This is a genomic window from Nisaea sp. (genome assembly GCF_017640745.1).
GTDB lineage: Bacteria > Pseudomonadota > Alphaproteobacteria > Thalassobaculales > Thalassobaculaceae > Nisaea.
Map to the genome: position 1 here is coordinate 1 of NZ_JAEPQA010000055.1, position 10,234 is coordinate 10,234.

21 protein-coding genes and 2 pseudogenes are annotated in these 10,234 nt (G+C 62.6%); all 23 read left to right on the forward strand.

Features of this window, described 5'->3' with window-relative positions; translation table 11 throughout:
• A pseudogene (gene tuf, locus JJ959_RS20905) lies at positions 1–135 on the forward strand (elongation factor Tu); the annotation flags it as partial.
• 45 nt (positions 136–180) lie between these two features.
• On the forward strand, positions 181–489 hold the full coding sequence (gene rpsJ / locus JJ959_RS20910) for a 30S ribosomal protein S10 (RefSeq protein WP_193188693.1): 309 nt from the start codon (positions 181–183) through the stop codon (positions 487–489).
• A gap of 17 nt (positions 490–506) precedes the next feature.
• Positions 507–1,286 (forward strand): 50S ribosomal protein L3, encoded by a 780-nt coding sequence (rplC, locus tag JJ959_RS20915; protein ID WP_292888334.1) that lies wholly within the window; start codon positions 507–509, stop codon positions 1,284–1,286.
• Between the two features lie 5 nt (positions 1,287–1,291).
• Positions 1,292–1,909, forward strand: coding sequence for a 50S ribosomal protein L4 (rplD, locus tag JJ959_RS20920; RefSeq protein WP_292888336.1), 618 nt, complete (start codon positions 1,292–1,294; stop codon positions 1,907–1,909).
• A 2-nt stretch (positions 1,910–1,911) separates the two neighbouring features.
• Positions 1,912–2,235, forward strand: a complete 324-nt coding sequence (locus JJ959_RS20925) for a 50S ribosomal protein L23 (protein WP_366817104.1) — start codon at positions 1,912–1,914, stop codon at positions 2,233–2,235.
• Positions 2,236–2,238: 3 nt separating this feature from the next.
• A complete protein-coding gene (rplB, locus tag JJ959_RS20930) occupies positions 2,239–3,063 on the forward strand; it encodes a 50S ribosomal protein L2 (RefSeq protein ID WP_193188685.1) in 825 nt (274 codons plus the stop codon).
• A gap of 13 nt (positions 3,064–3,076) precedes the next feature.
• On the forward strand, positions 3,077–3,352 hold the full coding sequence (rpsS, locus tag JJ959_RS20935) for a 30S ribosomal protein S19 (RefSeq protein WP_193188683.1): 276 nt from the start codon (positions 3,077–3,079) through the stop codon (positions 3,350–3,352).
• Positions 3,353–3,369: 17 nt separating this feature from the next.
• Entirely contained in the window at positions 3,370–3,750 is a 381-nt protein-coding gene (rplV, locus tag JJ959_RS20940) for a 50S ribosomal protein L22 (RefSeq protein ID WP_193188681.1), read from the forward strand.
• On the forward strand, positions 3,750–4,430 hold the full coding sequence (gene rpsC, locus JJ959_RS20945; RefSeq protein ID WP_193188679.1) for a 30S ribosomal protein S3: 681 nt from the start codon (positions 3,750–3,752) through the stop codon (positions 4,428–4,430). Before rplV ends, rpsC begins: the two co-directional genes overlap by 1 nt.
• Positions 4,431–4,458: 28 nt before the next feature.
• On the forward strand, positions 4,459–4,872 hold the full coding sequence (gene rplP, locus JJ959_RS20950; protein ID WP_193188677.1) for a 50S ribosomal protein L16: 414 nt from the start codon (positions 4,459–4,461) through the stop codon (positions 4,870–4,872).
• Positions 4,873–4,892: 20 nt separating this feature from the next.
• Positions 4,893–5,093 (forward strand): 50S ribosomal protein L29, encoded by a 201-nt coding sequence (gene rpmC / locus JJ959_RS20955; protein WP_193188675.1) that lies wholly within the window; start codon positions 4,893–4,895, stop codon positions 5,091–5,093.
• A gap of 26 nt (positions 5,094–5,119) precedes the next feature.
• Positions 5,120–5,365, forward strand: a complete 246-nt coding sequence (gene rpsQ, locus JJ959_RS20960) for a 30S ribosomal protein S17 (RefSeq protein ID WP_193188673.1) — start codon at positions 5,120–5,122, stop codon at positions 5,363–5,365.
• A 20-nt stretch (positions 5,366–5,385) separates the two neighbouring features.
• Positions 5,386–5,754 carry a 50S ribosomal protein L14 gene (gene rplN, locus JJ959_RS20965; RefSeq protein ID WP_193188671.1) on the forward strand — a complete coding sequence of 123 codons (369 nt, stop codon included), beginning with the start codon at positions 5,386–5,388 and terminating at the stop codon, positions 5,752–5,754.
• The gene (gene rplX / locus JJ959_RS20970; protein ID WP_193188669.1) at positions 5,754–6,077 is read left to right on the forward strand and encodes a 50S ribosomal protein L24; all 324 of its coding nucleotides are present in this window, start codon (positions 5,754–5,756) and stop codon (positions 6,075–6,077) included. The genes rplN and rplX overlap by 1 nt, the downstream gene beginning before the upstream one ends.
• Positions 6,078–6,100: 23 nt before the next feature.
• The gene (gene rplE, locus JJ959_RS20975; protein WP_292888345.1) at positions 6,101–6,640 is read left to right on the forward strand and encodes a 50S ribosomal protein L5; all 540 of its coding nucleotides are present in this window, start codon (positions 6,101–6,103) and stop codon (positions 6,638–6,640) included.
• Positions 6,641–6,658: 18 nt separating this feature from the next.
• Entirely contained in the window at positions 6,659–6,964 is a 306-nt protein-coding gene (gene rpsN, locus JJ959_RS20980) for a 30S ribosomal protein S14 (protein WP_292888349.1), read from the forward strand.
• A 15-nt stretch (positions 6,965–6,979) separates the two neighbouring features.
• Complete coding sequence (gene rpsH, locus JJ959_RS20985) at positions 6,980–7,378, forward strand: 30S ribosomal protein S8 (RefSeq protein ID WP_193188663.1); 399 nt, start codon at positions 6,980–6,982, stop codon at positions 7,376–7,378.
• 14 nt (positions 7,379–7,392) lie between these two features.
• On the forward strand, positions 7,393–7,926 hold the full coding sequence (rplF, locus tag JJ959_RS20990; RefSeq protein ID WP_292888352.1) for a 50S ribosomal protein L6: 534 nt from the start codon (positions 7,393–7,395) through the stop codon (positions 7,924–7,926).
• Positions 7,927–7,937: 11 nt separating this feature from the next.
• Positions 7,938–8,300, forward strand: a complete 363-nt coding sequence (rplR, locus tag JJ959_RS20995) for a 50S ribosomal protein L18 (protein ID WP_292888355.1) — start codon at positions 7,938–7,940, stop codon at positions 8,298–8,300.
• 13 nt (positions 8,301–8,313) lie between these two features.
• Positions 8,314–8,868 carry a 30S ribosomal protein S5 gene (gene rpsE, locus JJ959_RS21000; RefSeq protein WP_193188657.1) on the forward strand — a complete coding sequence of 185 codons (555 nt, stop codon included), beginning with the start codon at positions 8,314–8,316 and terminating at the stop codon, positions 8,866–8,868.
• A 15-nt stretch (positions 8,869–8,883) separates the two neighbouring features.
• Entirely contained in the window at positions 8,884–9,090 is a 207-nt protein-coding gene (gene rpmD / locus JJ959_RS21005) for a 50S ribosomal protein L30 (protein WP_292888358.1), read from the forward strand.
• Positions 9,091–9,147: 57 nt separating this feature from the next.
• The gene (rplO, locus tag JJ959_RS21010) at positions 9,148–9,651 is read left to right on the forward strand and encodes a 50S ribosomal protein L15 (protein ID WP_292888360.1); all 504 of its coding nucleotides are present in this window, start codon (positions 9,148–9,150) and stop codon (positions 9,649–9,651) included.
• A 29-nt stretch (positions 9,652–9,680) separates the two neighbouring features.
• Positions 9,681–10,234 (forward strand): annotated as a pseudogene (locus tag JJ959_RS21015) (preprotein translocase subunit SecY); the annotation flags it as partial.

Consider the following 10,234-nt stretch of genomic DNA (forward strand, 5'->3'; position numbering starts at 1 on the left):
GTGATGCCGGGCGACAACATCGCGATGACGGTTCAGCTGATCGCGCCGATCGCCATGGATGAAGGCCTGCGCTTCGCCATCCGCGAAGGCGGCCGCACCGTCGGCGCCGGCGTCGTCGCCAAAATCGTCGAGTAACGGTTCGTTCTTAAGGCTCGTCGAGCGAGCCGGAGATTGAAGAAAATGGATAGTCAGAACATCAGAATCCGCCTCAAGGCGTTCGATCACCGGGTCCTCGACCAGTCGACCGGCGAGATCGTGAACACGGCGAAGCGCACTGGCGCGCAGGTCAAGGGCCCGATCCCGCTGCCGACCCGTATCGAGCGTTTCACCGTGCTCCGCGGCCCGCACATCGACAAGAAGAGCCGTGAGCAATTCGAGATCCGCACCCACAAGCGGGTTCTGGACATCGTCGATCCGACTCCGCAGACGGTCGACGCTCTGATGAAGCTCGATCTCGCGTCCGGCGTTGACGTCGAAATCAAGCTCTAACGCTGAGGAACAGATTCATGCGTTCCGGAGTAATCGCACAGAAGATGGGCATGACCCGCGTCTTCACCGAGACAGGTGATCACGTGCCGGTCACGGTCCTGAAGATGGACAACTGCCAGGTGGTGGGTGTGCGCACCGAGGAGACCGACGGTTATACCGCGGTCCAGCTCGGCGTCGGCGCCGCCAAGGTGAAGCGCGTCAGCAAGCCGATGCGCGGCCATTTCGCCAAGGCGAAGGTCGAGCCGAAGCGCAAGCTGGCCGAGTTCCGCGTCAGCCCCGATGCCCTGCTCGAGGTCGGTGCGGAAATCACCGCCGACCATTTCGTTGCCGGTCAGAAGGTCGACGTCGTCGGCACCTCTATCGGTAAGGGCTTCGCCGGTGCCATGAAGCGGCACAATTTCGGCGGCCTGCGCGCCAGCCACGGTGTCTCCATCTCCCACCGTTCCCACGGTTCCACGGGTAACTCCCAGGATCCGGGGCGTGTGTGGAAAGGCAAGAAGATGGCCGGTCACCTCGGTGACGAGCGGGTCACGACGCAGAACCTCGAAGTGGTTCAGCTCGATGCCGATCGTGGCCTGATCCTGGTCAAGGGTTCGGTTCCGGGCGCCAAAGGCGGCTGGGTTCTGATCTCCGACGCCGTGAAGGCGAAGTTGCCGGAAAATCTTCCGTTCCCGGGTGCCGTGCGCACGCCGGCGGCGGCTGCCGAGGCGGAAGTTGCCGCTGAAGCGCCGTCCGAAGCGGAAGCACCGGCCGCCGTCGAAACCTCGGCTGACGACAACGCCGAGAATAAGGACTGAGGGTCATGAAGCTTCCTGTTACGACACTCGACAACAAGAAGTCCGGCGACATCGAAGTCGCGGACTCCGTGTTCGCCGTCGAGCCGCGCCGGGACATCCTGGCCCGTGTGGTGAACTGGCAGCTGGCCAAGCGCCGCGCCGGTACCCACCAGACCAAGACGATCTCGGACGTCAGCGGCACGACCAAGAAGCCGTTCCGGCAAAAAGGCACCGGCCGGGCCCGTGCGGGCTCGCTTCGGGCGACGCAGTATCGCGGCGGCGGGATCTCCCATGGTCCGGTCTCCCGCGACCACGGCTTCGCTCTGCCGAAGAAGGTCCGCAAGCTCGGCATGCGCTCCGCGCTGTCGGCGAAGCAGGCCGAAGGCAAGCTGGTGGTGATCGACGATGCCACCGGCACGACCAAGACCAAGGAGCTGGCCCAGAAACTTGCCGCTCTCGGTTGGAAGTCGGTCCTGATCATCGGCGGCGCGACCCTCGACGAGGGTTTTGCCCGCGCCGCGCGCAACATCCCGAACGTGGATGTGCTGCCGGAGCAGGGCGCGAACGTCTATGACATTCTCCGCCGCGACACCCTGGTCCTGACCAAGGCCGCCGTGGAAAGCCTGGAGGCTCGCCTGAAATGAGCATGCGTCCCTACAACGCCCGCCAGGTGCGGATGAGCGACGAGCGCGCGTACGACATCATTGTCCGCCCGATCGTCACCGAAAAGTCGACCCTCGGCTCGCAGTACGGCCAGGTGACCTTCGAGGTCTCCCTGGACGCGACCAAGCCGGAGATCAAGGTTGCCGTCGAGAAGCTGTTCGACCGCAAGGTGAAGGCGGTCAACACCGTGCTCAACAAGGGCAAGGTGAAGCGCTTCCGCGGCAAGATCGGTAAGCGGTCCGACTACAAGAAGGCGATCGTCACCTTCGTTGACGGTCAGGACATCGACGTTACCCAGGGGGTCTAATCCATGGCGTTGAAGACATTCAATCCGACGACGCCGTCCCAGCGTGAACTGGTGATCGTCGACCGCTCGGAACTCTGGAAAGGCAAGCCGGTCAAAGCACTGACCCGCGGCCTGACCAAGTCCGGCGGACGTAACAACCACGGCCGCACCACTGCCTTCTGGCGTGGCGGCGGGCACAAGCGCAAGTACCGCATCATCGACTTCAAGCGGACGAAGTTCGACGTCGCCGCGACGGTCGAGCGGCTGGAATACGATCCGAACCGGACCGCGTTCATTGCGCTGATCAAGTATGATGACGGTGAGCTGGCCTACATCCTGGCTCCGCAGCGTCTCAAGGCGGGTGACAAGGTCATCGCCGGCGAACGCCAGGACATCAAGCCGGGCAACGCGATGCCGCTGAAGAACATCCCGGTGGGCACGATCGTGCACAACGTGGAGTTCAAGCCGGGCAAGGGCGGTCAGATCGCCCGTTCCGCCGGTGCTTACGTTCAGATCGTCGGTCGCGACCAGGGCTATGCTCTGCTGCGTCTCACCTCCGGTGAAGTGCGCATGGTCCGCGGCGAATGCATGGCGACGATTGGTGCCGTGTCCAACCCGGACCAGCAGAACACCAATATCGGTAAGGCGGGCCGTTCCCGCTGGCTCGGCAAGCGCCCGCATGTCCGCGGTGTCGTGATGAACCCGGTCGACCACCCGCATGGCGGTGGTGAAGGCCGGACCTCCGGCGGTCGCCATCCGGTGACCCCGTGGGGCAAGCCAACCAAGGGCAAGCGCACCCGCAACAACAAGAAGACCGACCGCATGATCGTGCGGCGTCGCCGGAAGTAAGAGGAGATAGACGTTGGCACGTTCTGTTTGGAAAGGCCCGTTTGTTGACGGGTATCTCCTGAAGAAGTCCGACGCGACACGCGCGTCCGGCCGCAACGAGGTCATCAAGACCTGGTCGCGCCGGTCGACGATTTTGCCGCAGTTCGTCGGTCTGACCTTCGGGGTTCACAATGGCCAGAAATTCGTTCCGGTTCTGGTGACCGAGAACATGGTCGGACACAAACTCGGCGAATTCGCGCCGACCCGCACTTATTACGGCCACGCGGCCGATAAGAAGTCGCGGCGCTGAGGACTGGAGCAGAGACCATGGGAAAGAGTGCGGCCGAACGCAGGCTGGACGATACCGAGGCGAAGGCAGTGCTCCGCAATGTACGCGTGAGCCCGCAGAAGCTGAATGTCGTCGCGCAGATGATCCGTGGCATGGATGTGGAAAAGGCTCTCGCAGCCCTGACCTTCTCCCGCCGCCGCATCGCGAACGACGTGAAGAAGGTTCTGCAGTCCGCCATCGCGAACGCTGAGAACAACCATCAGCTCGATGTTGACCGGCTTTTCGTCAAGGAAGCCTCCGTCGGCAAGAGCATCGTCATGAAGCGCTTCCGTCCGCGGGCGCGGGGTCGGGTCGGCAAGATCATAAAGCCGTTCTCGCACCTGACCGTGGTCGTGCGCGAGCGCGGGGAGACCGAATAATGGGTCATAAAGTAAATCCGATCGGGCTTCGCCTCGGCATCAACCGGACCTGGGATTCCCGCTGGTTCGCGGCCAAGGAATATGGCGATCTCCTGCACGAGGACATCCGGATCCGCCGCTTCCTGCACAAGCGTCTGTCGCAGGCCGGCATCTCCCGGATCGTCATCGAGCGTCCGGCGAAGCGCTGCCGTATTGCCATCTACACCGCCCGTCCGGGCGTGGTGATCGGCAAGAAGGGCCAGGACATCGAGAAGCTCCGTCAGGAACTGTCGAAGATGGCCGGGACCGAGGTCAGCCTGAACATCCTCGAGATCCGCAAGCCGGAAATCGATGCCAAGCTGGTTGCCGACAACATCGCGCAGCAGCTCGAGCGCCGCGTTGCCTTCCGCCGCGCCATGAAGCGGGCCGTCCAGTCCGCCATGCGTCTCGGCGCCCAGGGCATCCGGATCAACTGTGCCGGCCGTCTCGGCGGCGCTGAAATCGCCCGGACCGAATGGTATCGCGAAGGCCGCGTTCCGCTGCACACGCTGCGTGCCGACATCGATTACGGCGAGTCCACCGCGCAGACCACCTATGGCGCCTGCGGCGTCAAGGTCTGGGTCTTCAAGGGCGAGATCATGGAGCATGATCCGCTTGCCAGTGAAAAGCGGCTGACCGACCAGCCCGGCGCGCAGCGCTGAGCCGGCGGACAGGGTAGAGGATTGAAAGATGCTTAGTCCGAAGCGCACAAAATTCCGGAAGGCCCACAAGGGGCGCATTCACGGAAACGCCAAAGGCGGCACGACGCTTAATTTCGGCTCCTACGGTCTGAAGGCGATGCAGCCGGCGCGGGTCACCGCGCGCCAGATCGAAGCGGCCCGTCGTGCGATCACCCGTCACATCCGCCGTGCCGGCCGGGTGTGGATCCGGATTTTCCCGGATGTTCCGGTGTCGTCCAAGCCGGCTGAAGTTCGTATGGGTAAGGGCAAGGGCACGCCCGAGTTTTGGGTGTGCCGCGTGAAGCCCGGTCGCATCATGTTCGAGCTCGAGGGCGTTCCGCGGGATCTGGCCGAAGAAGCGTTTACGCTTGCTTCCGCCAAGCTTCCGCTCGATACGCGCTTCGTTGCCCGGCTCGGCGAATAAGGCCGGGGGAGAGAAGAACGATGGCAAGCAAGGCAGCAACCGATCTTCGCGCCAAGACGGCCGATGAGCTGAAGACCAGCCTGGTGGACCTGAAGAAGGAGGCCTTCAACCTCCGCTTCCAGCGCGCCAACGGCCAGCTGGAGAACACTGCGCGGATGCGGCAGGTGCGCCGCGAGATCGCGCGCATCAAGACGATCCTGCACGGGCAGGCCAGCGCTTAATCGGCGCTGGATTTAGGAGACAAGAAATGCCGAGGCGAATTTTGCAGGGCACCGTGGTGAGCGACAAGGGCGAGAAATCTATCGTCGTCCGCGTTGAGCGCCGCGTTATGCACCCGATCTATAAGAAGTTCATCAAGCGCTCGAAGAAGTTCGCCGCGCATGACGAACAGAATGCGTGCAAGGTCGGCGACATTGTGCGGATCCAGGAATGCGCTCCGATTTCGAAGCGCAAGAGCTGGATCGTCGTTGAAGACGCCGGCGGCGAAGCTTAAGCGACGGAAGGAGTGACGACATGATTCAGATGCAGTCAAACCTCGATGTCGCAGACAATTCCGGCGCTCGCCGTGTCCAGTGCATCAAGGTTCTCGGCGGTTCCAAGCGCAAGGTCGCTGCCGTCGGTGACGTGATTGTGGTCTCCGTAAAGGAAGCGATTCCGCGGGGCCGCGTAAAAAAGGGTGACGTGCTGCGGGCGGTGATCGTCCGGACCGCGAAAGAGATCCGCCGCAACGACGGTTCCTCGATCCGGTTCGACCGCAACGCCGCGGTGCTGATCAACAAGCAGAACGAGCCGATCGGGACCCGTATCTTCGGTCCGGTGACCCGTGAACTTCGCGCCAAGAAGTTCATGAAGATCATCTCGCTCGCACCGGAGGTGCTGTGATGGCAACTAAGTTCAAGGTGAAAAAGGGCGACAAGGTTGTCGTCACCACCGGTAAGGACAAGGGCAAGACGGGCGAAGTTCTGCGCGTCATTCCGGCCGAAAGCCGGGTCCTGGTCCAGGGTGTGAACATGGTGAAGCGCCACACGCGCCCGACCCAGTTCGCCGCCGGCGGGATTATTGAGAAAGAGGCGCCGCTTCACATCTCGAATGTGGCGCACATCGACCCGAAGTCCAACGAGCCGACGCGCGTCGGGATTCGTGTTCTCGAGGACGGACGTAAAGTCCGCTTCGCGAAACGGTCCGGCGAAGTGATCGACGCTTAAGCGCGCTCGAAAGAAGGCCAGATATGTCGCGATTGAAAGAAGTATACGAGAGCACGATCAAGCCGGAGATGATGTCGGAGTTCAAATACTCGAACCCGATGAAATGTCCGAAGATCGAGAAAGTCATCGTCAACATCGGCGTTGGCGAGGCGGTGCAGGATTCCAAGAAGGTGAAAGCCGCTGCGGAAGACCTCGCCCTCATCACCGGTCAGCGTCCGATCGTCACCCGCGCGAAGAAGTCGATTGCCGGCTTCAAGCTCCGCGAGGGCATGCCGATCGGCTGCAAGGTCACCCTTCGCCGCGAGCGGATGTACGAGTTCCTGGATCGTCTGGTGAACATCGCTCTGCCGCGCGTCCGTGACTTCCGTGGTCTCAGCCCGAAAAGCTTCGACGGGCGCGGCAATTATTCGATGGGCCTGAAAGAGCAGATCGTGTTTCCGGAAATCGACTACGACAAGGTCGACTCGATCCGGGGCATGGAAATCGTCGTTGTGACGACGGCCGAAACCGACGATGAGGCGCGCGAGCTGCTGCGTCGCTTCAACTTCCCGTTCGTGAACTGATCGGGCTGGAGACGATTCATGGCGAAGAAAAGCGCGATCGAAAAGAACAAGAACCGTCAGAAGCTGGTCCAGCGGGATACCGCGAAGCGGGAGCGCCTGAAGGCGGTCATCGCTGACAAGGATCTGCCGATGGAAGAGCGGTTCAAGGCCGCCCTGAAGCTGAACGAGATGCCGCGGAACGGTGCCAAGATCCGTCTGCGCAACCGCTGCGAAGTTAGCGGTCGTCCGCGCGGCTACTACCGCAAGCTCAAAATGTCCCGCATTGCCCTGCGCGATCTCGGCTCGATTGGCCAGATCCCGGGCATGGTCAAGTCTAGCTGGTAAGAGAGGAGTCTGACCGTGACGATGAGTGATCCTCTCGGGGATATGCTGACCCGGATCCGGAATGGCCAGTCCGCTGGTAAAAGCGTTGTGCTGAGCCCGGCGTCGAAGCTGCGGAGCAATGTGCTCGAAGTCCTGATGCGCGAAGGTTACATTCGCGGCTATTCGAGCGCTGAGGTCCGTGCAGGTATCGGCGAACTGACGATTGAACTGAAGTACCATGATGGCGAGCCGGTGATCCGCGAGATCAAGCGCGTGTCCCGCCCTGGCCGTCGGGTATATTCGAAGATCAAGGACCTGCCGCGGTGCTACAACGGTCTGGGCATCCAGATCCTGTCGACCCCGCGCGGCATCCTGTCCGACAACGAGGCCCGCGCTGCCAATGTCGGCGGCGAAGTCCTCTGCCAGGTATTCTGATCGGAGCCAGGACAATGTCACGTATTGGTAAAAACCCGGTCGCTCTTCCGAGCGGCGTCTCCGCCGAGATCGGCGCGGATGCCTTCTCCGCGAAGGGCAAGCTCGGCCAGCTCTTTGTTCCACTCAGCGATGATGTCGATATCGCGATCGAGGACAATCTGGTCAAAGTGACGCCGAAGAACGAGTCCAAGCGTTCGCGTGCCATGTGGGGCACGATGCGCGCCCGCGTGCAGAACGCGGTCACGGGCGTTTCGGAAGGCTTCACGATCAATCTCGAGATCAACGGCGTCGGTTATCGCGCCGCGGTCGAAGGCAAGAACCTCGTGCTGTCGCTCGGCTTCAGCCATCCGGTGAACTATCCGATTCCGGAAGGCATCACCATGAAGTGCGAGAAGCCGACGTCGATTTCGATCCATGGAGCCGACAAGCAGAAGGTTGGTCAGATCGCGGCTGAGATCCGCGGGTATCGTCCGCCGGAGCCCTTCAAGGGCAAGGGTGTCAAGTACGAGACCGAGACCATCCTCCGCAAGGAAGGCAAGAAGAAGTAAGGAACCGGGGCATGCTGAACTCAAAGAAACTCTTCCAGCGTCGCCGCGAGCGGAATCGTACCGCGCTGCGGGCGAAGGCGAATGGCAAGGCCCGGCTCTCCGTGTTCCGGTCCTCCAAGAACATCTATGCGCAGATCATCGACGATCTGAAGGGCGAGACCCTGGTGAGCGCGTCTTCCATCGAGAAGGACGTTCGGGGCTCTCTGAAGACCGGGGCAGACAAATCTGCCGCGGCGCAGATCGGAAAGCTGATCGGCGAACGTGCGGTGAGCAAGGGCGTCACCGACGTCGTGTTCGACCGCGGCGGTTACCGCTATCACGGGCGCGTCAAGGCTCTGGCCGACGCCGCGCGTGAAGCCGGACTGAAGTTCTAGAAAGGGCCGGGACATGGCACGAGGCGAAAGAAGAGATCGCGACGCGCGCGAAGAACCGGAACTGGTTGAAAAGCTGGTCGGTATCAACCGCGTCGCCAAGGTTGTGAAGGGCGGTCGCCGGTTTGGCTTCGCCGCCCTGGTGATTGTCGGTGACGGCCGCGGCCGCGTTGGCTACGGCGCGGGCAAGGCCCGTGAAGTGCCGGAAGCGATCCGCAAGGCGACCGAGCAGGCGAAGCGCGGCATGGTCCGTGTGCCGCTGCGCGAAGGCCGCACGCTGCACCATGATATCGGCGGTCGCTTCGGCGCCGGCCGGGTGATCCTCAGGTCGGCTCCGGCCGGTACCGGTATCATCGCGGGCGGTCCGATGCGTGCGATCTTCGAAGCGCTGGGTATGCAGGACGTCGTGGCGAAGTCCACCGGCACCTCCAACCCACACAACATGATCAAGGCCACCTTCGAGGCGTTGAAGAACGTCCGGTCCCCGCGCGCGGTTGCGGCCAAGCGCAGCAAGAAGGTCTCCGAGATCTTCGGCCGGTCCGGCGCCGACGCCGAAGCGGCACAGGCCTAAGGACGGAGAAGAGTCATGGCGGCGACGAAGAAGAAGGCTGGCAAGATGGTCACGGTCACGCAGATCGGCAGCCCGATCGGCCGGACCAAGGACCAGGAGCAGACCCTGATCGGCCTCGGTCTGAACAAAATGCACCGCACGCGTACCCTGGAGGACACTCCGTCGGTCCGCGGCATGATCAACAAGGTCCACCATCTGGTGCGCGTCGAAGACGCGTCCTAAGGCGATCAGGCAGTACATCAAGGCGATCCGGCCGTTGCCGGAACGAGGGCAAGAACGATGAAACTCAACGAACTTCGCGACAATCCGGGCGCGCGTCCGTCCGGCAAGCGGGTCGGCCGCGGCGCCGGTTCCGGCCTCGGCAAGACCGCCGGCAAGGGTCAGAAGGGCCAGACCTCGCGCTCCGGCGTTGCCATCAACGGCTTCGAGGGCGGCCAGATGCCGATCCATCGTCGCCTGCCGAAGCGTGGCTTCAAGAACCCGTTCCGCAAGGAATACGCGCCGGTCAATGTCGGCACGATCCAGGCGGCGATCGACGCGGGCAAGCTCGACGGCAAGAAGATCATCGATGCCGCGGCGCTTCAGGCCGCCGGCGTTGTGGGTCGTCTGCGCGACGGCGTGCGCCTGCTTGCAACGGGCGAGCTGAAGGCCAAAGTTAAGGTGGAAGTTGCCGGTGCCTCGGCGGCCGCGATCGCGGCGGTCGAGAAGGCCGGTGGTTCCGTGACGGTTGCGGCTGCCGCCGCGAAGCCGGGCAAAGACGCGGGCGACTCCTCCAGCGAGTAACCTGACATCCACCGATTGGGTTCAGCGACATGGCATCCAGCGCCGAGCAATACGCTTCATCGATCAACTTCGGGGCCTTCGCGAAAGCGACGGAACTCAAGAAACGCATCTGGTTCACACTGGGTGCGTTGATCGTTTACCGCCTCGGGACCTACATCCCGATCCCGGGTATCGACCCGGCGGTGCTGGAGCAGATCTTCTCGCAGAATGCCGGCGGCATCCTCGGCATGTTCGACATGTTCGCGGGCGGTGCGCTCGGCCGCATGACGATCTTCGCGCTGAACATCATGCCTTACATCTCCGCGGCCATCATCATGCAGCTGATGACCGCGGTGTCGCCCAGCCTCGAGACCCTGAAGAAGGAAGGCGAGAGCGGGCGCAAGAAGATCAACCAGTACACCCGTTATCTGACGGTGGCGATCTGTGTGCTGCAGTCGTACGGAATTGCGGTCGGGCTCGAAAGCATGAGCTCCGGCGGCAACGTTGCTGTTCACAACCCGGGCATGTTCTTCCGGATGACGGTCGTGATCACGCTGACCGGCGGCACCTTGTTCCTGATGTGGTTGGGTGAGCAGATTACCGC

Bases quoted from the DNA above. Each gene is read 5' to 3' on its own strand.
- rpsJ (WP_193188693.1), top strand. From the start codon at position 181: ATGGATAGTCAGAACATCAGAATCCGCCTCAAGGCGTTCGATCACCGG.
- JJ959_RS20925 (WP_366817104.1), top strand. From the start codon at position 1,912: ATGCGTCCCTACAACGCCCGCCAGGTGCGGATGAGCGACGAGCGCGCG.
- rpsC (WP_193188679.1), top strand. From the start codon at position 3,750: ATGGGTCATAAAGTAAATCCGATCGGGCTTCGCCTCGGCATCAACCGG.
- rplR (WP_292888355.1), top strand. From the start codon at position 7,938: ATGCTGAACTCAAAGAAACTCTTCCAGCGTCGCCGCGAGCGGAATCGT.
- rplV (WP_193188681.1), top strand. From the start codon at position 3,370: ATGGGAAAGAGTGCGGCCGAACGCAGGCTGGACGATACCGAGGCGAAG.
- rpsN (WP_292888349.1), top strand. From the start codon at position 6,659: ATGGCGAAGAAAAGCGCGATCGAAAAGAACAAGAACCGTCAGAAGCTG.
- rplB (WP_193188685.1), top strand. From the start codon at position 2,239: ATGGCGTTGAAGACATTCAATCCGACGACGCCGTCCCAGCGTGAACTG.
- rplX (WP_193188669.1), top strand. From the start codon at position 5,754: ATGGCAACTAAGTTCAAGGTGAAAAAGGGCGACAAGGTTGTCGTCACC.
- rpsQ (WP_193188673.1), top strand. From the start codon at position 5,120: ATGCCGAGGCGAATTTTGCAGGGCACCGTGGTGAGCGACAAGGGCGAG.
- rplD (WP_292888336.1), top strand. From the start codon at position 1,292: ATGAAGCTTCCTGTTACGACACTCGACAACAAGAAGTCCGGCGACATC.
- rplN (WP_193188671.1), top strand. From the start codon at position 5,386: ATGATTCAGATGCAGTCAAACCTCGATGTCGCAGACAATTCCGGCGCT.
- rplP (WP_193188677.1), top strand. From the start codon at position 4,459: ATGCTTAGTCCGAAGCGCACAAAATTCCGGAAGGCCCACAAGGGGCGC.
- rplO (WP_292888360.1), top strand. From the start codon at position 9,148: ATGAAACTCAACGAACTTCGCGACAATCCGGGCGCGCGTCCGTCCGGC.
- rpmD (WP_292888358.1), top strand. From the start codon at position 8,884: ATGGCGGCGACGAAGAAGAAGGCTGGCAAGATGGTCACGGTCACGCAG.
- rplE (WP_292888345.1), top strand. From the start codon at position 6,101: ATGTCGCGATTGAAAGAAGTATACGAGAGCACGATCAAGCCGGAGATG.
- rpmC (WP_193188675.1), top strand. From the start codon at position 4,893: ATGGCAAGCAAGGCAGCAACCGATCTTCGCGCCAAGACGGCCGATGAG.
- rplC (WP_292888334.1), top strand. From the start codon at position 507: ATGCGTTCCGGAGTAATCGCACAGAAGATGGGCATGACCCGCGTCTTC.
- rplF (WP_292888352.1), top strand. From the start codon at position 7,393: ATGTCACGTATTGGTAAAAACCCGGTCGCTCTTCCGAGCGGCGTCTCC.
- rpsE (WP_193188657.1), top strand. From the start codon at position 8,314: ATGGCACGAGGCGAAAGAAGAGATCGCGACGCGCGCGAAGAACCGGAA.